Source organism: Draconibacterium sp. IB214405 (assembly GCF_033963885.1).
Classification (GTDB): domain Bacteria; phylum Bacteroidota; class Bacteroidia; order Bacteroidales; family Prolixibacteraceae; genus Draconibacterium.
Genome location: NZ_JAXBMA010000002.1, coordinates 182,632 through 206,707, shown reverse-complemented (window position 1 = coordinate 206,707; position 24,076 = coordinate 182,632). Strand labels below are relative to the sequence as shown.

At 40.8% G+C, this 24,076-nt stretch carries 14 protein-coding genes; 8 read left to right on the top strand and 6 right to left on the bottom strand.

All coding sequences use genetic code 11. The features are described 5' to 3' along the window. Positions 1 to 16: 16 nt before the first annotated feature. From SLH46_RS07295 to SLH46_RS07270, 6 genes are all read right to left on the bottom strand, one after another. Entirely contained in the window at positions 17 to 2,071 is a 2,055-nt protein-coding gene (locus SLH46_RS07295; protein ID WP_320280513.1) for a DUF4859 domain-containing protein, read from the bottom strand. Between the two features lie 13 nt (positions 2,072 to 2,084). Continuing rightward, the gene (locus SLH46_RS07290) at positions 2,085 to 3,989 is read right to left on the bottom strand and encodes a DUF4859 domain-containing protein (protein WP_320280512.1); all 1,905 of its coding nucleotides are present in this window, start codon (positions 3,987 to 3,989) and stop codon (positions 2,085 to 2,087) included. Positions 3,990 to 4,025: 36 nt separating this feature from the next. After that, positions 4,026 to 5,720, bottom strand: coding sequence for a RagB/SusD family nutrient uptake outer membrane protein (locus SLH46_RS07285; RefSeq protein ID WP_320280511.1), 1,695 nt, complete (start codon positions 5,718 to 5,720; stop codon positions 4,026 to 4,028). 12 nt (positions 5,721 to 5,732) lie between these two features. Further along, complete coding sequence (locus tag SLH46_RS07280) at positions 5,733 to 8,795, bottom strand: SusC/RagA family TonB-linked outer membrane protein (protein ID WP_320280510.1); 3,063 nt, start codon at positions 8,793 to 8,795, stop codon at positions 5,733 to 5,735. A gap of 508 nt (positions 8,796 to 9,303) precedes the next feature. Further along, complete coding sequence (locus SLH46_RS07275; protein WP_320280509.1) at positions 9,304 to 13,329, bottom strand: two-component regulator propeller domain-containing protein; 4,026 nt, start codon at positions 13,327 to 13,329, stop codon at positions 9,304 to 9,306. 187 nt (positions 13,330 to 13,516) lie between these two features. Next, positions 13,517 to 15,457 (bottom strand): alpha-L-arabinofuranosidase C-terminal domain-containing protein, encoded by a 1,941-nt coding sequence (locus SLH46_RS07270; RefSeq protein ID WP_320280508.1) that lies wholly within the window; start codon positions 15,455 to 15,457, stop codon positions 13,517 to 13,519. A 363-nt stretch (positions 15,458 to 15,820) separates the two neighbouring features. Here SLH46_RS07270 and SLH46_RS07265 point away from each other — a divergent pair, with 363 nt between their 5' ends. The 8 genes from SLH46_RS07265 to SLH46_RS07230 all read left to right on the top strand — a co-directional run bounded on the left by SLH46_RS07265 (position 15,821) and on the right by SLH46_RS07230 (position 24,074). Further along, positions 15,821 to 17,140: a TolC family protein gene (locus SLH46_RS07265; RefSeq protein WP_320280507.1), complete on the top strand. Its 1,320-nt coding sequence runs from the start codon at positions 15,821 to 15,823 to the stop codon at positions 17,138 to 17,140. A 27-nt stretch (positions 17,141 to 17,167) separates the two neighbouring features. Further along, positions 17,168 to 18,403 (top strand): efflux RND transporter periplasmic adaptor subunit, encoded by a 1,236-nt coding sequence (locus SLH46_RS07260; RefSeq protein ID WP_320280506.1) that lies wholly within the window; start codon positions 17,168 to 17,170, stop codon positions 18,401 to 18,403. 74 nt (positions 18,404 to 18,477) lie between these two features. Continuing rightward, positions 18,478 to 19,230: an ABC transporter ATP-binding protein gene (locus SLH46_RS07255; RefSeq protein WP_320280505.1), complete on the top strand. Its 753-nt coding sequence runs from the start codon at positions 18,478 to 18,480 to the stop codon at positions 19,228 to 19,230. Positions 19,231 to 19,242: 12 nt separating this feature from the next. Next, positions 19,243 to 20,463, top strand: a complete 1,221-nt coding sequence (locus tag SLH46_RS07250; RefSeq protein ID WP_320280504.1) for an ABC transporter permease — start codon at positions 19,243 to 19,245, stop codon at positions 20,461 to 20,463. Between the two features lie 72 nt (positions 20,464 to 20,535). After that, entirely contained in the window at positions 20,536 to 21,621 is a 1,086-nt protein-coding gene (locus tag SLH46_RS07245) for a sensor histidine kinase (protein ID WP_320280503.1), read from the top strand. Beyond that, the gene (locus SLH46_RS07240; RefSeq protein ID WP_320280502.1) at positions 21,618 to 22,337 is read left to right on the top strand and encodes a LytR/AlgR family response regulator transcription factor; all 720 of its coding nucleotides are present in this window, start codon (positions 21,618 to 21,620) and stop codon (positions 22,335 to 22,337) included. The genes SLH46_RS07245 and SLH46_RS07240 overlap by 4 nt, the downstream gene beginning before the upstream one ends. Before the next feature lie 252 nt (positions 22,338 to 22,589). Beyond that, the gene (locus SLH46_RS07235; protein ID WP_320280501.1) at positions 22,590 to 23,381 is read left to right on the top strand and encodes a polyphosphate polymerase domain-containing protein; all 792 of its coding nucleotides are present in this window, start codon (positions 22,590 to 22,592) and stop codon (positions 23,379 to 23,381) included. 27 nt (positions 23,382 to 23,408) lie between these two features. After that, positions 23,409 to 24,074 (top strand): DUF4956 domain-containing protein, encoded by a 666-nt coding sequence (locus SLH46_RS07230; RefSeq protein WP_320280500.1) that lies wholly within the window; start codon positions 23,409 to 23,411, stop codon positions 24,072 to 24,074. Positions 24,075 to 24,076: the final 2 nt, after the last annotated feature.

Here is a 24,076-nt window from a genome sequence, read left to right as displayed (position 1 = left end):
CCTGCTAAACAACGTACTAGTTTATTGTAATATTAAATACAAAAGTTACCTGGTATTGAGTACCATCTTTTTGGTAAACCAAGGCCTCTTTTATTGTGTAGGTATCTCCGGCACTTGATTTTCCGGGGTATTGACCAATATTGAATTCAAAGTTGCTTACTGCAAACTCTGAGAAAACTTTACTGTCGTTATCACTTCCCCAGCCAATTACATCGCCATTGCTATCGAACCAGAATCCGTGTCCGTTTGCAGTGGTATTGTAATTTAAGGTACCATCCGATTCTACTGCCGCAAAAGCAATTTTACCTTCCTGCGGTGTTTCTTTTGCAGCCAACAACGAACTTGCTATTGCCGAAGGTTGCATTACCAGCGCCTCAACAACTTTAGTAATATCGCCATTGTTGTTCAGGTTTACAGTTGTACCTGTATAACCTTCTGCATCTGCAGCAAACGAAATATCGTATGTTAATGTCAGGTCTTGTGGCTCGTCATCCGGATTGATAACTACATTACCCAACAAATCAGTGTTAGCGAAACTAACCGAATATGGCCACTGATCGTCGTTACTTTCGAGTTCGTCCCATGGATGCGCTTCGTAAGTTGAAGGAGCTCCAAGTACAACAAACCAAAGTCTTTCGCAGCCTTCAGGAACTGTAAATTCAACATCAGCAGCTGTTTTACGATTCATCTCTCCGTAAACACGCTCGCCCGACTCCATTAAAGCAACATATCCATAACGCCAGCCGGCCCGTGTTAAAGTACCGGTATTATAGTTTCTTGTTGTCATTGTTGTTCCGTTCTCTGAATAACTACCCGGATCGGCTGTCGCCAGGGTAGAACCCGGCACAAGCGCTTTAAAAGAAGTGGTTACCACAGTGCCGGCTTCCGGAACATTTAACGGAATAACATTGTATCCGGTGCTACCCGGACATTTGCTGTATGCTACCTGGTAGGCTCCGTCTTCACCCTCGTAAAATTTGTATTCATATTGACCGATGTAGTCACTTCCTGTTGAACGAATAGCGTCTAAATCCCAGGTTACCAAATGTGCTGCGGCATCATAAAGTTCGGCGTTCATTTCTTCTACCGTCAATTCGTTTATGCGCATGTATGCTTCAATTGGATCTTCCGGTCCAACAGATTCGCGCCAAAGTTTTCCAATAAAATCGATGCCGTGTTTATCTGTCCAGTAATATTGTAACCAGTAACTAGCATAGCGTTGCCATTCATGATTAAAATGACGGTGATAATTCGCCATGTGAACGCTAAAGTTATACGATGAGAAAGCTTCTACCGGGTATGACTGGAACGATTGCCACTGGGCACATTGCTCCCAGAAACCATTTCCTCCGTTGCCGCCAAAACCATAGCGAAAACCATAATTAAAATCATTTTCAATTCCACCGTAGGCCAGCAAGTCGGCATACACCTGGTACTGGAAACTATGGCCGATTTCGTGTGCGATGGTTGAACCAACCGGTTTACAAGTACTTGGGTTTACCCAAAGCGCACCAATAAAGTCGTCGTAACCCGATCCGTAGGCCATCCATTCTTCGGTGTAAAAAAGGTAAATCTGCATCTTGTAATTATCAAGATTTGATTTGCCTGCACCTGTTTCTGCAAAACCCAGTGTATTGACGTTTATATTGTAGAATTGCTCTGCCTTTAGCAGCATATCATCAACATCAACACGCAAAGCCTGCGGAACACTACTGGCATTCGGATCGTCGCCAAAACCTGCTTCCCAGAACACAAAAAAATGTTCAGATTGTTTACTTCTTACAAAATTCCATTTACTATCGGCTCTCAGAAAATCGACATTAATGTGCTCACCCGGTTTATAAAACATTTCATAATCCGGCACATCCGATTCGCTTAACACCACGACAGTGTCGACAGGAGTAGTACCTGTTGTATCTACCGGAGTTGGATCCGGTTCAGGATCCGGTTCAGGAGTTACACTATCGTTTCCGCACGCTGCAAAAACGAATAAAAAAAGAATAATAAAGAAAAAGGAGCATAAGCCGGATTTCTCCGACTTATGCAATTTGTATTGTGATATACTAATCATTATAACAATTAATCTATTCCACTGTAAAAGTAAGGTTGAAGGTTACTGAACCTCCATTACATGTTGCAATGTAAGTTGTTGTAACAACACTTCCTGAAGCAGCATTTTCCGGGTGGTTACCCGCGTAGAGATACAGTTCTGTTTCAGTGTGTCCTAAACTGCAATAGATAAGACCATCGGCCCAACCAACAGCAGTACCATCAGCATTTAACCAGTAACCAGGAACATCTGCGGTGTAAGCAGGATCCTCTTCAGTTACAGCACCCTGATACAATTTCAGTGTTCCGTCCTGAATGGCTTTATGAATCTGGTAAGTAGTCATTTTAAATGCATTACGCAATGTTTCTTTTACATCAGCACTTACTGAAGCATAGTCGTCGCTGTAAGCTTTTGTTAAGGCCACATCAAGTGTAACAGCTTCAGGATCGCCTGTTGGAGCTGTTTCCGGATCTTCGTAGTTATCACCTGTAATATTAAATGTAAGGTTGATAGTTACAGAACCTCCGTTTAACGTTGCGATGTAAGTAGTGGTGATTGTCATTCCTTCAGTTGCATTATCAGGATGGTTACCACCGTATAAATACAAGTCAGTTTCGCTGTGTCCGATACTTGTCCAAACAACACTTTCACCCCACTCACCGATTGTTCCGTCTTCTTTCAGCCAATAGCCAGGAACATCCGATGTGTATGCAGGATCTGTTTCACTTACTTCACCAACATACAATTTAAGATCGCCAGAATTGATTGCCTGGTGAATTTGGTAAGTAGTCATTTTAAAAGCGTTACGTAATGTTTCTTTCAGGTCGTATGTTACACTTGCATAATCGTTACTGTATGGTTTGCTGAATTCAACATCGATTGTTACAGCTTCAGGATCGCCATCAGGTGCAGTTTCAGGATCAACATAACCCAGAACATTGATGGTAATATTCAGCATTACAATTTTGTTATTAGCCATAAAACCGTACTTAATCAGGTAAGTTTCACCTTCTGCCAGGTGATCAGGATACTGACCGATACTGATCTGGTTAGCTTCGAAATCGCCGTAGTTTGTATAAACGCTGGCATCATCGCCCCATGATCCAACAAAACCGTTAAAATCGTACCAGAAACCATAACCGGTAACTGCTTCGGTTGCATAAGAACCATCTTCGTTAACACCAATAAATGTAGCTTCAGTTAATGAATCAATTCCAAGATCGCTTAATACGGTCTGCAAATCAAATTCCAGCGGATCAGGATCGTAAACGCTTTTTGCAGTTACATCAATTGTCAGATCTTGTTCGCTAACAACGTCAGCTGTAATTTGTCCGGCGGCAACTGCATTTACTGTAATTACAATTGCAACACGAGTTTCGTTGTATTTTAACGCCTCGATAAACTTTACAGTTTGACCTTCAACAAGGTGCCCCGGATATTGACCGATTGAGAAATATCCGTTCTCAACATAGAATTCAGCAAATACCATTGCATCTTCACCCCATGCAGTCAGGTCGCCATTGGCATCCCACCAGTGTCCCCAAGGAGCGTTGGTGTTTGATGCACTTGCAATATCGGCATGTGTAGTACCGGCAATCGCAAATCCTTTAACTTCAGGTGCACCGCTTTCGCCACCAATACCGGCAAGTAATTCTTCCTCGGTAATACCAAACTCGGCAGCAATTTTATCCAATTCTATTTCCAGGTCTCCACCATCGTACAAACTTGCACTAATGGTCATATCCATAGAGTACTCCAATATCAAGTCGGCGTTGATACTGTTTTTCTGAGCTTCGGCTATGGAGTCCTGACGGGCTATTTCTGCAATCTCTTCATCTGTAAGATCATGCAGGTTGCTAAAGCCTTCATTGTCTCCGCAGCTAAATAATCCGGCTGTGATAACCAACGCCAGCAGAAGTAATATATTAATCTTTTTCATTTGTCTATCTTTTTAATTTTTTCAACAAATAGCACCTTAGTTCGAATAACCTTCATTCTGTACCAATGAAATGTTCGCATCCAAAGCACCTTTTGGAATTGGGTAGTAATCCCAATGTGTTTCGTCTGTGGCATCTTTACAGAACCACGATTTACCGTTAAACACATTACGTCCGTCAGTCATTTTAAAACGAATAAGGTCCTGACGACGGTGATGCTCGCCAACAAATTCCCAGCCCAGGTCATCCAGTAAACCACCAAACTCAATATCATCGCCACCTTCCTGCGTGTATATATATGATGCAGGATCGTAGTTAGCAAATCCTTCGCTGGTGTATTCGCGGTGTCCGTAATCGTAAACACTTCCACCTTTCAGGTCAGCAACTGTACGAATAGCATCTTGTGCCGATTCAAAAGAACGACTACGAATTTCAGTAATCAGGTCGGCAGCAGTTTGCTCGTCTTGTTCCAAACGAAGTAAACATTCTGCTTTAATAAACATAGCATCTGCCAAACGGAAGAAAGCTACATCGTTACCATAAGTACCATAGTCACCAGCTTCGATTTCGCTTTTTACAAAACGGAAACCTTCCTGCTGGTATGCACCCGGATTATCAATAGAGTGTACATTTTGCGAGTAGTTCAGGTAACCTTCACCTGCCCAGTCATCGGTGCTAAATGGAATTGGTTCTCCCGATTGAGGAACAGTGTTTCCTGACTCATCTTCAGTAGCAAAATACTGTACTCCACCTGCCCAGGTATAACCTAAACGGTTATCACTTTCATGGTAACTTTCGATAAACTGAGGGATGGCACAGCTACCATTCCATGGCGAACCGTTGTAACCGTAAGCGGCTGCTCCGGCACCAACCAAACATTTATTTACCAAATAGTTGTGTGCAGCATTGGTTTTATCCAATGGAAGAGCAAAAATTACTTCAGGAGATGAAGAAATACTTACTTTAAAGTTATCGAGATAGTTGGCAGCCAGTGAATAACCTCCGTTATCAAGAATATCATTCACTTCGGCTAAAGCCAGCGAGTAATATGAATCGTCGTCAGTACCGAAGTAAGCATTGTAGTTAAGGTACAGTTTTGCCAATACCATATCGGCAGCAAAACGGTTCGGGTAACCAAATACTTTTTCCGTACCCAACTCATCTTTAATGGCATTAAGTTCGGATACACAGAAATCAAAAATTTCCTGTGCTGTTGCTTGTTCAGGAAGGTAACCAGGTTCTGTGTCCTGAGTTGTTTCCAATGGTACGTTACGGAATGCATCTAGCAATACGTAGTAGTTCAACGCACGGATAAAACGCATTTGCGCCTGCTCCGAACCGGTTTCAGGTAATACGTCAAGCGTTTTGTTGGTATACCCAATTCCAACATAAGCATAGTACCACAATGCATCGATATGGCCCTGAGTTGAGTTCCAGCTGTGTTTGTGCATTGGTATGTAAAGGTCACCCCAGCCAATACCAATTCGTTTTGGTGTCATATAAGTGTCGCTACACTCTTCCATTACATCGAAGTATCCGTTCCACCCCCAATACAGGAAGCGGAATTGCGCGTAAGCTTCACCCATCATATAACCGATAATCTCCGGGTCGTTTACATCGATCGTCTCGTCGGTCAACCCGGAATACACTGTTTCATCCAGGTCGGTACATGATCCCATTAACAATAAAATTGCTACGGAAAAACTAAGTATAGAGTTTTTTATGAATTTCATAATTCTCAGATTTTAAAAGTTAACAGAAAGTCCAAAAGTGTATGAACGAACAGTTGGATACTTATCACGGTCGTCGATACCCGGTGCCAGGAAGTAGTTTGATACTTCAGGGTCTAGACCCGAGTAACCGGTAATACAGAACAGGTTCTGACCACTCACATAAAAACGCATATTTTTCACGTACTGTGAGAATTGACCTTTGATTGGCAGTGAATATCCTAAGGTTACGTTACTCAGTTTGATAAAGTCGCCATCTTCAATGTGGTCGCTCCAAACACCCTGTGGCATTGAACCTGATAATCTCACCATCAATTGTTCACCTGTTGCTTCATCAATTACAGGAGCTCCATCAGGAGTAATCGCAGGATGCAAATCAGCTGCAGTTTTCAGGCGGTTGTATGCAATCGAGTTGTTTTCGTAGAAACTACGCTGAACATTTAAAATCTTGAATCCAAACTGACCTGTAAACATCATACTCAAATCGAAGTTTTTATAACGGAAAGTGTTGTTCCATCCGGCATATACACTTGGCAATCCGTTTCCTAAACGCTGACGGTTAGATTCCAGGTTGTAGCTGGTATCAAATTCTTTAACCGACCATGTATCAGTTTCGCTGTCGTAAACTTCAACCAAAACAAATCCGTCTTTGCTAACGCCAACAGAACGAAGTCCCCAGAAATCACCTAAAGGTTGTCCAACCTCCATAGCGTGGGTAGCTACCGAAATAGGATCGCTTACACCCCCAACTTCCATAAAGTTATCGGTTTCGTATAAGTCGTTCGACAAGCTCAACAGTTTGTTAGCGTTGTGCGATAAGGTTAATGTTGAGTTCCATTCGAAATCACCTTTTTTAACAGGTGTTCCTGAAACCATAACTTCAATACCTTTGTTTTCCATTTCACCAACGTTAGCAATTGTGCTGCCATACATATTGGGTGGAACCGGTACTGCGTATTCATACAACAGGTCTTTTGTCATTTTCTTATAAACATCAACCGAACCTGTTAATCTTGAATTAAACATTGTCCAGTCAACACCAATGTTTACCTCGCTGGTAGTTTCCCATTTAAGGTCAGGATTTGGGTTTTGGGCAACTTTTAATGAAGGAGTCCAAACGCCATCCTGACTTAAATGCTTACCGTAAGCATCATAGTCATATGTAGTTAACGACATGTAGTTATTGTTCGGGATAACACCTGTTACACCATAACCGGCACGAAGTTTTAAGTTGTCGAGCCAGGCTGCTGACTGCATAAACGATTCGTTACTGATCGTCCAACCCAGAGATGCCGATGGGAAAGTACCCCATTTATGGTTCTCACCAAATTTTGATGATCCTTCGCGACGTACACTTACAATTGCGTTAAAACGATTGTCGTAAGCATAACTTGCACGACCAAAGAAACCGATCAATTTATTATCTGATTTTGACGATCCCATACTTGCAACGTGGTCTTCGTCTGTTAAATACAAACCCTGACCAAGGTTGTTGTACAAGTATGATTCTGATGGGAATTCAGAGTTTCCGGCATAGAAACTATCGTATACATTGTACAGGTAACTGTAACCTACCAAAGCGGTTACGCGGCTTTTCTCAATAGTAAAATTATATTTTGAGGTTAACTCGAGATTCTCATTTTTTTCGTTGCCTGATGATTTTCCTGCACTACCCCTAACTTTTGAAATAGTACGATACTGATCTTCCGGATCAACAGTACTTTGCGAATAATACTTACTTGTATAATAATCTTCTCCGGTTGTACTTCTTTCACCACGTGATAACATCAGGTTGGTTTGCCAGTTTTTAATCGGCTCAACGGTAATATTTCCTACCACGCGTGCATATTTCGAACGGTAATCACCGATTCGTTCATTTTGAATTTCAACCGGGTTGTAATACTGAAAACGGTTAAATTCTTCGTAGTACGCACCATCTTCGTGATAAACAGGAGACGATGGATTATGTATCAAGGCCTGACGATAAGCGTAAGTATTGTTATTGTTTGTATTGTTATGTGTAGTATACAATACATTCAGGTTTAACTTAATGATGTCGTTTAGTGCATACTGACTAAAATCAAGTTGCGCTTTCAGGTCCTCACTATCACTCTTACGCATAATACCCTCTTCATCGGAATAAGTAACGTTGGCTGAGTAAGATGATTTATCAGAACCGCCTTCGAAGCTCAATGAGTGGTTTTGTGTATAACCACCTTTGCGTGTAATGGCAGCTAACCAATCGGTATCGTAACCTTCGTAATCAAAGTTGGTCAATCCGTAAATTACATCGTGGGTATCCATAAAATCGGCAGTTTTATACCACTCCGAAATTGATGCATAACTTGAATAAGTTGCACTTGAATACGATCCGCGATTTCCTGATTTGGTAGAAATAAGGATTACACCATTGGCACCCCTTGTACCATAAATAGCTGCCGCCGAAGCATCTTTCAATACGTCGATCGACTCAATATTTTCAGGTGCAACTGTAGTTAACGAACCTTCGATACCGTCAACAAGTACCAGCGGTTCAACACTACCCATAATTGTTGTAATACCACGCAGCATAATGCTCGAAGTGGCATTCGGGTCACCCGATGTATTGGTAATACTTAAACCGGCAATTTTACCTTTTACCAATTCAGCAGCATCACCAATTTTACCCACCGTAAAATCTTCCGATTTTACACTGGCAATAGCACTGGTTACTTCTCCTTTTCGTTGGGTACCGTAACCAATCGCAACAACTTCGTCGATACCAATGGTTTCAACATCCATGGTAACGTTAAGTGTTGTTTTTCCTTCCAATTGGATTTCCATTGTTTTAAATCCAATGTACGAGAATTGAAGTACGTCTTCAGCATTTGCATTAATGGCGTATTTACCATCAATATCAGTAGTGGTACCATTTGTTGTACCTACAACCAATACTGTTACACCGGGTAAAGTAACTCCGTCTGAATCATAAACAGTTCCGGTAACCCTTGAGGTCTGACCAAATACTGTAAATGGGAAGATCAGGAGAAACAAGACATAGCAGAACATTCGTGTTTTTCTTGATTGAATAGATTTCATTTCACATCGTTTTTAATTTAGTAATTATCGCTGTCGGTTAAGGTTCAGAAAGCAACCGACAGCTCCCTATTTTTTGTTGTTTATATTTCGAGTTTTTTGTTTCATTAAAGCTGAAAATCTCTTTTGATCTTCAGCATAGTCAGGCATTGATTACGTTTTTCTCATAAGCTGTTATTTTAGTTCTGGTTTTGTTTAAACTCTTGTTTATACCGTATGTATACTTCTCTCGAATTTAGTTCTCACAAGTAACACAAAAGCCTAAAAGTCCACGATAACAGATGTTCAGGAAAGTATCACAAATGTCAACACATATACGAAAACACTGACACAGTGACACTTACAAATCACCAACAACATATTGTATGATTTTAATAGTTGAATAAGCAGCAGGAATACAGTACAAGGCTAAAAATTGTTACAAACGAACAAGACAAATGGAATACCTAACAGCCCCGCTAATCAAGAGCAATTGATGTAGTTAAAAAGAGGAAAACTTTAATTTCCCCTTCTAGTTATCAAAATAGGCTTTTGGAGTTACGCCAAAATATTCCTTAAATCGCCTGCTGAAATATGCCGGACTTGAGAAACCTGTCTTATACGCCGCTTCCGAAATATTACACTTCCCTTCGGCGATTAATTTTACGGCTTCGCGTAAGCGGATTGAGCGAATAAATTCGGTAGCCGAACAGTCAGTTAATTTTTTGAGTTTTACATGAAGTAAAGAGCGACTGATACCAATTTCGTTTACCAGGAACGATACGTCAAGGTTTGGCCGATCGATATTTTCTTTGATCAACTTGCTAATCTTATCGATAAGCTCTTTATCCGATTCGGAAGTGGCAACTTCAGTTGGCAACATCTTTGCATCCGATTTAAAACGTTCGATCAGGCTTCTCCGGGTATGCAGTACATTCTCGATTAACTTTATTAAAATATGCGGCAGGAAGGGTTTTTCAATGTAATAATCGGCACCGGTTTGTAAACCTTCGTACTCGTTCTCCTCACCGCTTTTTGCCGTTAGCAATACAACGGGAATATGCGATGTTCGCAGATCAGATTTTAACTTCCGGGTCAGCTCGAAACCATCAATCCCGGGCATCATCACATCGCTGATAATCAGATCAGGAAGGGCTTCTTCTACCTTTTCCATTCCCTGGCTTCCGTCGATAGCAGTTATAACTTTGTAATTGTCGGCCAGCGTTTCTGAAATAAACTCGAGCAGTTCACGGTTGTCATCGATAACTAAAATGGTAGGCTGCGCACTCAGTCGTTCCACCTCATCGCGCAACATCGGAGCCTGTTTTAGGTCGTCGGCCAATGTAATGTGCGGAATATACTGCTCTGCACCGATCAACACTTCCGAATCCTGATAAGCTTTTCGCGAAACGGGTAACTTAACCGTAAAAACAGCACCCTCTCCAACAGTACTTTTTACATCGATTGTACCTTTGTGTAATTTCACCAGGCTATTTACCAGCGCCAAACCAATTCCCGATCCCGCAACCTGCGGATCGCTTCCTCCGTCGGCGTGATAAAAACGATCAAAAATCTTTTTCAATTTCGAAGAATCGATTCCAATTCCGTTATCAGCTACAGTAATTCTTAAAGTTTTAAACGCCAGTTCTTTCGAAAGTAATTCCACACTCACTTTAACCTCACCACCTTCGCGGGTAAACTTCAGCGCATTGGAAATCAGGTTAATCAGCACATTCTCCAGTTTCTGGTAATCCACCCAGATATTTGATTCCAGATTTATGATCTCAAAGTCGAAAGCAATCGATTTCGATTCAGCCGACTCCATAAAGGCCTCTTCAACATCCTTTAAAAGCGTGGTAATATTCTGGTGACTTACCTTGAGTTTTTCTTTGCCATTCTCAATTTTCCTGAATTCAAGTAATTGATTAACCAGCGTTAACAAACGGTGTGCATTGTTTTTAATGCCCTTCATTTTTTTGTTTAGCGCGGGTGTTAGTTTTTCATCTTCAAGAATCCGGGTTAGCGGCCCAACAATTAGCGTAAGCGGTGTACGAAGCTCGTGCGAAACATTGGTGAAAAACTCCAGCTTAAAATTATTGAGTTCGGTGAGATAATCCTTTTCGCGGCGTTCCATTTCGGCCAGTGCCTTCGACTTTTGTATGCGCGTAGCCACCACATAAAAACTTACCAGTAAAAGAATAAGCAAAAGGAAATACATAAAGAATCCCCATTTCGATAACCAAAACGGCGGCTCAATAATTATTTTCAGCGAATTTGCTTTTGTTCCCCATTCGGCATTATCCGTTGATGCTTTTACATGAAAATAGTACTCTCCCGGCCCGAGGTTGGTATACGTGGCAAAATCACGTGTTCCCACATAGTTCCACGAGTTTTCAAAATTTTCGAGGTAGTATGCATACTGGCAGTTTCCTTTGTTCTGGAAATTTAAACCGGCATACTCGATGGTAAAAACATTTTGTTTGTATTTTAATCGAATTTCAGGATGCAGATTTAAAGATTGCTCAAGCGCCTGATCTTCGCCGGGCACCATTTCCTGGTTAAACAATTGCATTCCCCTGAAAACAACATCCAGTTCTTTTTTAATTTCCGGCTTGTTTCGCTCATTAAAGGAAATCATTCCACGGTTAGCGCCAAAATAGATTTCGCCATCGCGGCTTTTGTACGATGCCCGGTAGTTAAACTGTTCGAAAGGCAAACCCGACTCGCGGTTATACCAAACGATTTCTCCGGTTTCAGGTTTAAATTTCGCCAAACCTTTATCGCCGCTCGCCCACAAATAACCATCGCGCCCCTCTTCCAAACTAAAAATCCACGAAAACGGAAAACCATTTGTTTCGTTGTATTCGTAAATCGTATCGTTGTCCAGATCGTATCCGTACAAACCTTGCAGGCAGTCGCCCAGCCACACACGGTTTTTCGAATCAGTTTTTGCAAAATTTATATTTTTCAGAAAGTTGAATTTATCAAGCGTTCCAAATGTTCGCTTCTTTTTATCGAAATAATAGGTACCGATAAACGCAGAAAACCAGATTCGATCTTCGCTGTCGTACATAAACTCTACCTGTATTCCGTCAAAAATATCAGGTTCGTAACGATAAAGCCTCTTTTCCAACGAATTATAAACGGCCACTCCGGCCGATGTTGAAATAAAAACACTATCGCCAACATGCAACAAACTGTATATATCATTCGACGGAAGTTCAGGATGATTTGATGTATTTAGATATTCAAACCTGTTGTTTTTAAGATTAAGAATATTTACGCCTCCGGTATAGGTTGCAATCCATAACCGATCGGGAGTTTCGAACAACAAATCGTGTACATTATTAAACGACAAACCGTTACTCTCGTTAACTTCCCTGATGATTTCGTCCTTTTCAAGATCAATCTGGTTGATCCCCATATCCTCCATTCCCACCCAGATGTGCCCGTTTTCATCTTCGGCAATACAACTCACTGCACTTCCGGCCAAATGTTGTATTCCGGTACCGGCTTGCCACACATGAAAAAATTCAGGCGTATTATTCCAGAAGTTTATTCCTCCGAAATAGGTTGCCAACCACATGTTTCCATCGCGGTCGTTAAAGATGTTATAAATGGGATTTGTGTTTAATCCCTGAGGATTTCGGATATCGTGCTGATAATAATCAAACGACTCGGTGTAAGGAGACCAAACACACAGCCCGTCTTCGGTTCCAATCCAAACACGTCCTTGCTGGTCTTCGTTTAAAGTATGAACCAGATTATGCAGTAAATGCCTGTTTCCATTTTGTTCCGCCGTAAACCTTCGCGACTGGCCGTTTGTAAGATTAATCTGGTACAAACCATCCGCATAATTTCCAATCCACGCATAATTACTGTTGTCGATATATAAATGCGATAAGCCCTCGACGTAAATTCCTTCAGGAAGCTCAAAATATCGTTGTTGTTCACGTTTCAGATCGTAAATAAGCAACCTGCGATCGTTGGTAACCGCCATTAAGCGATCATTCTTCTCCCTTATATTGAGTATCTCAACTCCCTCCAACGCAGGAGCAAAACTCACATAATCATTAAAATCTTTAAGCTGATTCGTTTTTGTATCGAACAAACAAATTGTATCAGATTTAAGTACCCAGTAACCAATTTTTGATTCACGCAATTCATATACATCGCCAAGATCATTTATTGGATGGTAAGGTTCGAAAATTTCTTTATTGAAATTAAAGGAATAAAAAACATCATCGGTGGTTTGAACCAGCAAAGTAGAATCTACCTGATGAAAATGATTCCACTTACTCCAGATATCAAAGTAATTTCCTTGTTCATCAACAGCCTGAAACGTTTTAAAATATTTTCCATCGAAACGACAAACCGAACTACGGGTTGCTGCCCAGATAAATCCAAACTGGTCCTGGCAAATACTTTTTATGTACGACGAAGGTAAGCCATCGTCGTTGGTGTAATGCGTAAAAGTCAGCTTCCCTCCATTTGCAAACACAAACGATGAAAGCAATATAAAAACTGAAAACGTAAATATTTTAAACCGGTTTCTCATCCTGATAAACTTCCCCTCTAACCTACAAAAGTAATGATGGCTGTAATTACCACTATCACAAATGTCTTAAAAACTTATACAAAAAGAGAAGCTGACTTTATGGGTCAGCTTCGTTTAAGTGCAAATATAAACACTTATAGTATTTTTATGTCGTGTACGAATCTCTAATTCGTACTTTCTTCACCTTCTATTTTTCAATTTTTACACGGCACACATAAAATGCATTTCCTTGAACTTTTAGTTCAAATCCACTTTCGTCAGCCCTAACCGATGAATGAGTCGGTACCAAAGTATTGGGTGCTTCGCGTGTATTTATTGCATCAGGTTGGTTGCTGTGTAAACAGCTAATTTTTACTTCAACTTTTTCAATCGAACGTTTTAAGCCTTTCAGGTCGATGTTAATGTCCTGAATTTCGTCCGAAGCATTTACCACTTTCACAATCACCTCCGAAGTATTTTTATCGAATACGGCACTGGCGTACAGACTGTCCTGCCCGGATATGGTTGCGCCGTCGGCTGTAATCGACAAAACATTTGTTCCAGTGTTGTGAGCATACATTTGCTGCACATAATAATTTGGAGTACGCACCACCTGCAGGTTATCAAACCAAATCATGTCAGGTTTCCACTGCCAGGCATCGTAATGTGCAAAAAGCGGCGCATAAGTTGCCAAATGAACAATGTCGGCATTGCGTTCCAAACCGGTCATAAAAGCAGCTTCGGAAATGGCTGCGCGCATGTTGTTATCACGGGTTTTATGGTGCGAAGCAAATTCGCCTGCAAATACTTTTGGTCCGTTTCGGTCGTAACTATCATAGCGGTCAGCATTTTCCAAAAACCATTCAGGACTGCGATAGTAGTGCTCATCAACCAAATCAACTTTTAATTCTGTCATTTTTGGCCACAGGTAATCAAAATTCTCTCCATCAGGAGTTGGGCCGGAAGTTCCGATAATTTTAATCTCAGGATGTTTTTCGCGCAACACTTCCATAAAAGGAATCAATCGCTCCACATAACCTTCGCCCCACTGCTCGTTTCCAACGGCCAAATATTTCAGGTTAAAAGGCTCAGGATGCCCCATTTCTGCACGTACTTTCCCCCATTTTGAGTCAACCGGTCCGTTGGCAAATTCAATCAGGTCAACCGCATCATCGATATAAGGTTGCAGATCGCCAACCGGCACACATTCTTCACTTTCGTACTGGCAAGCCAAACCACAACTGATTACCGGCAGCGGCTCAGCTCCCAGGTCTTCACTCAGTAAAAAGTATTCGTAAAATCCTAAACCATAAGTTTGATAGTAATCGGGGAAAAAGCGGTGTTTAAATGTATAATTCCAGCGGTTTTCGTTCAACGGACGATTTTCAACCGGGCCAACACTGTTTTTCCACTGGTAGCGTGTTTCCAGCGTATTTCCTTCGATAATACATCCTCCGGGGAAACGAAATACACCGGGATTTAATTCGTAAAGCGCTTCGGCCAAATCTTTTCGCAAACCGTTCTCGCGATTTTTCCAGGTTTCGGTGGGAAACATCGAAATATGATCCAGATCAACTTCTCCGGCCGATTTTAAAACCACACGAACTTTACTTTTTGCATCGGTGGCATTCGACTTAATTATACACTGATATTTTTGCCAGTTATTACCCGAAACAAGAATTTCTCCTCTACCAATAATATCGTCGTTGGAGCTTACCAGTTCAATTACAAATTTCTTTTCGCCTCCATCAAGCGAGCGGGCATAAAATGAAAAACGATAGGTATCATTCTTTTTTAAGCCAATTCCTCTGAAACCATTATTTTCCAATCCGGTGCCGCGTCGCAAACCGGTTTCGTTCAGGCGAACGTAATTTGGATTTCGGTCGAAACAAGCACTTTCGTTTTTTACCTCCACATTTCCGAAAGGCAACCAGCCAACAAGTGGTTGATCGAACTCAAACGAACGGTTTTTTATTAATTCGGCATAAAGTCCGCCATCGGCACCGAAGTTTATATCTTCAAAAAATACTCCGTACATATCCGGCTGCACTTCTGCCCCCAGTTTATCAACCTGTACATTAAAATTCTTTTGTGCAAATAAAGTCTGGCTGCAAACGACCAGCAGAAAAATAAGTGCTTTATAGTTCATATGTTTCATTTTTTAATCCTTTTTATGATCGTCGAAGTTGACTAATAATAGGTCGGTCCAATCATAAGTTTTATCGTATGTGAGCCACGAAAATACAAATTATTGAAAAGCTGGAATGATAGTTTTTCTGCAAAAGGGGTCACAAATTCACCAAATTGATGTTAGAATAGAAGAAGAATTAGGTAGCGTACCAGCCGAAATCCGTTAAATGTCAGAAACATTAACAAAAAACGTCTCTACTTTTCAAATTCAACTTACTTAAACTTTCCCAATCCGTCGATAAAAATCCCCGGTTCTTCTATTTCATTGGCTAAAAAGTACTGCCCGACATAGCTTTACCGCAGAAATTAATAACAAAAAGCTATGAATAGAATTAAAACAATCATCTTCTTTTTAGCAGTAAGTTTACCCACTTTGCTGTTTGCTCAAAACGAAACAGCAAACAAAACCTGGAGCCTTACTGATTGTATCGATTATGCATTGGAGCAAAACATACAGGTTCGCCAAAGTATTTTAAGCAACCTGTCGAATGAAGTGAACAAAGAACAGGCGGAAGCCCAACTTTTGCCGTCGTTAAATGCTTCTGCCCGCCAGAATTTTTCATGGTCGAAAGTGGAGGATTACACCACCGGTGAAAGCAGCTTCGAAGGATCGAACAGCAGAAGTATGTCGTTAAATTCAAGCATTACCATTTACAATGGTCTTCGCTTGAAAAACCTCATTAAACAAGCTGAACTCGATCTTCAGGCCGGACTCTACGATTCGGAAACAATTAAAGAATCAATTACGATCAGTATTCTTAATGCATTTCTGCAGGTTGTTGCCTACGAAGAAAATGTAAAGAATGCACAAAGCCAGATGGAAGCAACAAGCGACCAGCTTGTGCTATCTGATGCCCGGTTACAATCCGGAATTATTTCAAGATCGGATTACTTGCAGGTAAAATCGCAGCTGGCTACAGAAAAGCTAAGTCTTGCAAATGCACAAAGCCAGTACGCTATTTCCAAAATCAGTTTAATGCAATTGATGGAACTTCCGGTTGATGAAAATTTTGCCATTGAACGTCCTGTTCTCGATGGCAATATGAATCAGAATTTAACACCAAAGGCAGCTGAAGTGTACGCCATTGCTTTGGGAATTAAACCCCAGATTAAAAGTGCCGAATATCAGAAAGAAAGCGCTGCTTTAAACGAAAAAATAGCACGCGGAAATTACTACCCTTCGGTAGCAGCCAACGCCGGACTTTCTTCAGGTTTTTCAAGCAGTATGGGACAATTAGGCGACCAGGTAACACCTACTGTAGGTCTTTCGGTTTCCATTCCGATTTTCCAGAACAAACAGGTAAAATCGAGTGTAGCCAATGCTAAAATAAATTATCAGAATGCAGAATTAAGCGAGATCAATACAAGGAACGAACTACGAAAAGAAATCGAGCAGGCTTGTGTAGATGTAAGTTCAGCACAAATTCAATACGAAGCCAGTCTCGAAAGTTATAATTCGTACGAGGAATCGTACGCGCTGGCTGAAGAAAAATTCAATAACGGTTTAATTAACTCGGTTGATTTCCTTTTCGAGAAAACTAACCTTATCGCTGCCGAAAGCGATTTGTTACAATCAAAATTCAACCTCATATTCAGTTATAAAATACTCGATTATTATCAGGGTACTCCAATCGCTTTTTAAATCAGTAACTATTAAAAACAAAATATCATGAAAAAGAAAACAATCATTATTATCGCATTACTGCTAGTCGTTTTGGTGTCGGCAGCTCTTATCTTAAAACCGAACAAGGTTGATATTAGCCAAATCGATATTCAGACAGGAAAAGCAGGATCGGGTAGCATAAGCACTATTGTGGAATCAACCGGTACGCTGGAAGCCATTACAACAGTTGAAGTTGGAACTCAGGTTTCGGGAATTGTCGATCACCTTTTTGTTGACTACAACTCTTACGTAAAGAAAGGCCAGTTGCTGGCTAAAATCGACACCACAAATCTTGCAGCTCAATTGGAACAAAGTCAGGCAACCTTAGACAATGCAAAGGCCGAGCTCGACTATCAGCAGGCAACCTACGACAGGATGGCTCCGCTGAATGAGAAACAATTGATCTCACAAACTGATTACGACCAGTATATTTATAACTTAAACAAAGCAAAAGCAAGTTATAACAACGCACTGGCCCAACACAAAAAAAACCAGATCAACCTGGATTATGCTTTGATCTACTCTCCAATCGACGGAGTTGTGTTGAATAAAGAAGTGGAAGAAGGACAAACTGTTGCAGCCAGTTTTAACACACCTACCCTTTTTACCATTGCCAACGACCTTACGCAAATGCAGGTTGAAGCCGACATTGATGAAGCCGACATAGGCCAGATTAAAGAAGGACAACGTGTTGAGTTTACTGTTGACGCTTACCCTGAAACAACTTTTCAAGGCGAGGTTACACAATTGCGTTGGGAGCCAACAGTTACAAACAATGTGGTAACTTATACCATTATTATTGACGCGCCAAACCCTGATTATAAGTTAATGCCGGGAATGACAGCCACCATTCAGATATACGTACTGGAGAAAAACGATATTCTTGTGGTACCTAGCAAAGCGCTTCGTTTTACTCCCGATCAGAAATTACTGATGAGCTACATGAGCCAACAAGGCAAACCTGAAATGCCGGAAGGTCAAACTCCACCGGAAATGGGTGCTATGCCACAACAAGCTCCGGGCGGTGCCAACGATGCAACCATGGTTTGGGTAAAAGAAGGCACCAGCATTCATCCTGTTCCTGTAAAAATTGGATTGAACGATGATATTAACGCTGAAATCATCTCAGGTATAAAAAGCGGTCAGGAGGTAGTGCTGAGCATGGAGCAAAAAGGAGGCAACCAAACTGCCGCAAGAGCAGCCGGTAACCCATTTATGCCAGGCCCTCCGGGAAGAAGATAGAAACAAGTTACGAGTCACTAGACACGAGTTACGAGTATCAGGTATCTAGAATCCAGTATCTAAAAAAGAGAAAAATGAGTAAAGCAATTATAAAAGTATCGGAACTGCGAAAAGACTATCATGTAGGCGAAATGACCGTACATGCACTTCGCGGGGTTGATATGGAAATTTACGAAGGAGACTTTGCAGCGATTATGGGGACCAGCGGATCCGGAAAATCCACTATGCTTAACATCCTGGGCTGTCTTGATAAACCGACGTACGGCGAATACCAGTTGGATGGTGTGAACATGGGAACCATGAACAAGAACCAGCTGGCAGGGCTGCGCAACAACAAACTGGGATTTATATTTCAGTCGTACAACCTGCTGCCACGCACAACTGCGTTGGAGAATGTTGAGCTGCCACTTTTCTATAACTCAAAAGTAAAGTCGAAAGAAAGAAAAGAACGTGCCATGCACGCGTTGGAGCAGGTTGGTCTGGCCGACCGCATGGATCACATGCCCAACCAGTTATCTGGTGGTCAGCAACAACGTGTGGCCATTGCGCGCTCGCTGGTAAACGACCCGGTGGTTATTCTTGCCGACGAAGCAACCGGTAACCTCGACACCCGAACTTCATACGAAATTATGGAGCTGTTTCAGCGACTTAACGACAATGGCAAAACCATTGTATTCGTTACACACGAATCGGACATTGCCCGTTTTATGAAACGCAACATCGTTTTCCGCGACGGCAGAATACAAAAAGAAACAGCAGTAACCGATCGTTTTAATGCAACGGAGCTTATAAAAGCACTTCCGGTAGATGAAGATTATGAATCTTAAAAGCAGCGAAAAATGAATTACAGAAATCTCACGAAAATAGCAACAACTGCGCTGAAGAGAAATAAGTTCAGGGCAATTCTTACCATGCTTGGTATTATTATCGGAGTTGGTTCGGTGATCGCGATGCTTTCTATTGGCGAATCATCAAAACAAAGTATCCGCGAGGAAATGTCGGATATGGGAACCAATATGATTATGGTAATGCCTGGCCAGCAACGTCGGGGCGGAGTTATGATGGGTAACTCCAACGCCAAATCTTTGACTCTGAAAGATATTACTGCCTTAAAAAAAGATGCCAAATACCTTACCGAAGTTTCGCCACAGGTGAGTACCAGCGGACAGGCTGTTAAAGGTAACAACAACTGGCCCACCTCTATCTATGGTGTCGATGCATCTTATCTTGATATTAGAAAATACTCATTGGAGGATGGTCGGATTTTTACCGATAAAGAAATAAACTCCCTGGCAAAAGTATGTCTGGTGGGTCAAACAGTAGTAGAAAATCTTTTCGCAGATGGTGTTGATCCTGTAGGTCAGACTATCCGTTTTGACGGTATTCCCTTAAAAGTAATCGGCGTTTTAAAAGAAAAAGGCGAAAACGGCATGGGAATGGACCAGGACGATATGATCCTTGCACCTTATACTTCGGTGCAACGCCGTATGCTGGCAATCACGCACATTCAATCGATTTACGCATCGGCAGTGAGTGAAGAACAATCAGAAGCGGCCATCGAAGAAGTTGAAACCATTTTACGTCAACAACACAAATTAAAAGAAGGAGCCGACGATGATTTTGAAGTACGCTCACAAGCAGAAATGGTTGAAATGGTATCGTCGGTTACCGATATGCTAACCCTGCTTTTAGGAGCAGTTGCCGGTATTTCGCTGTTGGTAGGTGGTATCGGAATTATGAACATCATGTTTGTGTCGGTTACTGAACGAACCAAAGAAATCGGACTGCGGATGTCGGTTGGAGGACGTGGATTTGACATTATGATGCAATTCCTGATTGAAGCAGTAATGCTTAGTATTCTGGGAGGTATAATTGGAATAATTTTCGGAACAGGACTCTCCTACCTGGCATCGTTCGCATTAGATATGCCATTTGTTGTAGACACACAGGCAGTTGGATTATCATTCCTCGTTTGTAGTGTAATCGGTATATTTTTCGGATGGTACCCGGCTCGAAAAGCAGCCAACCTCGATCCAATTGATGCAGTACGTCACGAATAAATATAAAACCAAAATTCATTATTGATTAGTGAGTTTTGGTTTTAATTTTAACTTTGTTAAAAACCAGATAGCATGAATAAACTTAGGGCCGGCAGACATAAACTCGCAATACTGATGCACGTTTTGGTGTGGGTGGTTTTAATAATTTTACCACAGATTATTATCAGCCGCTATGCAGGAAACAGCAATTTTATTGACTGGGGAATTTATGTAAATGCCTTTATTTTCGGTGTAATATTTTATGTCAGTTACTTTTGGCTGGTTCCTAATTTTTATATGAACAACCGAAAAACCCTGTTCTTTATTCTTGCTGTGGTATTGATCGTTTGCCTGTATTTTGTTCTCGATTACTCTAACCATATTTTCCACAATCCGGAACGTAACCAACGGGTAGCTGAGGAAATTCAGGATCAAGCAAGGGAGCCACGCTTCCGACGTCCTCCTTTTAAACTGATGCAAATTTATGGTTACAGTCTGATTTCGATTATAATCGTTGGTTTTGCCATTGGTTTACGTGCTATCGAGCAATTCTCGGCCAGCGAAAAACGTCAGAAAGAACTGGAAAAGGAAAAGTTAAATTCGGAACTTGCTTTCCTGAAAAACCAGGTAAGTCCGCACTTCTTTTTTAATACGCTGAACAATATTTATTCGATGGTAGCCATAAATACCGACGATGCGCAGGCGGCCATTTTAAAACTGTCGAAATTAATGCGCTACCTGCTGTACGAGTCAGAACATGGAGAAACACTGCTTTCGGCAGAGGTAGAATTTATGCGTCATTATATTGCGTTAATGCAGTTGCGGGTTTCACAAAAAGTCGATATCCAAATCGATCTTCCGAATAACCAGAACGACCTTAAAATTCCGCCACTGTTGTTTATCCCGTTTATTGAAAATGCCTTTAAACACGGCATTAGTTATCGCGATAAATCGTTTATTAAAGTAGAAATGAAAACGGTGGAAAACAAAGTCTATTTCACTTGCGAAAACAGCATTGCCAAAGAGAAAGCTGAAAAACGCGATGAGAACCATTCGGGTATCGGACTTGAGAATGTGAAAAAAAGGCTTAACTTGCTTTTTGCAGGAAAATACGATTTAAACATCGACGCTTCGCCTGAAGTATTCAGTGTAAATCTTGAAATTGATACCGCTAAATGATACGAACCATTGCCATCGACGACGAACCTCTTGCCCTTCAACTGGTAACTTCTTATGTAGAAAAAACACCAATGCTAACATTGGCAGGTGCTTTCGACAACCCGATCGATGCCATGGAATTCCTGGATAATAACGAGGTAGATCTTATTTTTCTGGACATTGAAATGCCCGATTTAAATGGTTTGGAGTTTACACGTATTCTTACCAACAAACCCAAAATAATTTTTACAACGGCCTACGAAAAATATGCATTGCAGGGATTTAAACTCGATGCCGTCGACTACCTGTTAAAACCATTCAGTTACGAAGAGTTTTATAAAGCCGCCGAAAAAGCAAAAAAACAAATCGGTTACGAACGGGCTGATAAAAACAACGACGAGGTAGAAGCCAATCACGAGTTTCTGTTTTTGAAATCGGAATACAAAATCCGGCGAATCAACTTTAACGATATTATTTACATCGAAGGATTAAAAGATTACGTAAAAGTATACCTTCAGAACGAGACAAAACCGATCATGTCGCTGAGTTCGCTAAAGGCGCTTGAAGCCAAACTTCCCGAGGAGAAATTTATGCGTGTTCATCGTTCATTTATTGTAAACCTCGAAAAAATAGACACGATAGAACGCAGCCGGATTGTGTTTGGCAAAGTATATATTCCGGTAAGCGAGCAATACAAAGAGGCATTTAACAACTTTGTGAAGAATAATTTCCTTTAGTAGGATTTAAATCCTTACAATTTCTGTCAACTTCTTTAATTCCTTCTTTCCACTTTGACATTACTGGTATTCGTATGTTTTGGAATCACTGGTAATCACCATTTTAATTTCTGGCCAGAGGAATTACACAAAACCGGCATACACGAAGAGTCATACACATAATTTATAATAATGCAAACAATCGTTATATAACTACACCGCTCAGATTTCTATTTTGCTGCACTTATTACGTATTTAAACACTGCTGCTTTTATGTCTCAAATTTCATCCGTTATCGAACGTTTTGATTCTATTTCATTAAATCAAATGGATGAAGTGGCGCTTTTGAACCGGTTTGATGTAAAATACCAGCTTACCGAGGACGAACTGGTTCAGGTTTTAAATGCCATAAAAAACGACTATTATATTCTTGAAATTAACAACTCGAGAATACACAACTACAACACCATTTATTACGATACCCGAGAAAATGATTTGTACATAAACCATCATAACGGGAAACTTAACCGCATAAAAATACGAAAGCGCATTTATGCCGATTCGGATCTTGCTTTTCTGGAAATAAAAAAGAAAAACAACCGAAGTAAAACAAAGAAACTGCGCATGATTGCCGAGAACAACGGTACATCATTTACGGGAAAAGAACTCGAATTTCTGGCTGTAAATACCAACTTCGACTTCCATATTTCGAAACTTACTTTGCCTGTGAAAAACACCAATTCATTTAAGCGCATCACGTTGGTGAACAAAGACTTTTCGGAACGTTGCACCATCGACCTCCAACTTGTTTCGTGCTCACGTCACAAGAAAGTGGTTATGAAAAAGATGGCTATAATCGAACTGAAACAAAGTAGTGTAAACGAAAAAACCGCTCTGGCACAACAACTTCTAAGAAGTGAAATTAAACAGAGTGGATTTAGTAAATATTGTATGGGGCGCGCACTTTTAGAACCCCGGCTAAAACAAAACCTATTTAAGGAAAGAATGCTGCGATTAAAAAAGCAGTTTAATGGAAAAATTGCCATTTCTCCGATAGATATCTAACGTTAATATTTAAGAAACATAAGAAATATGGATCAATTACAAGATAGCATCATCACAGAACCTTTAAGGTGGCTGGGAATTAAAGTTCTAAATCCACAAGATTTTACAGAGTTAATCGTACGATTTCTGCTCAACCTGCTGGTTATCTTTATTGTAGTAAATTACATCTACTCAAAAAACAGCAACCGTAAAGATTTCTATTTCAGCTACTTTTCCATAAGCATAACAATATTTGTACTTTGTTTTTTGCTCGAGAGTGTAAAACTTGAGCTTGGATTCGCACTTGGATTGTTTGCCATTTTTGGTATTATACGCTACCGCACCGACCCCATTCCGATTAAAGAAATGACTTATTTGTTTGTCATCATTGGGATTTCGGTTGTCAACGCACTTTCGAACAAAAAAGTGAGCCACGTGGAATTGATGTTTACCAATGCTGCCATTATTCTTACCATGTGGATTTTGGAGAAAATATTGCACTTAAAACAAGAAAACTGCCTGGTTATCAACTACGAAAACATTGAAAACATAAACATTAAGAGGAAAGCGGAACTGTATGCAGATATTCAGGAACGCACCGGAATAAAAGTAAAACGTATTGAAATAGAAGAAATTAACTACCTGCGCGATGCGGCTAAAATTAAAGTTTACCACGACATAAACGACAATAACGGCGAGAATAACACCTTTTAACC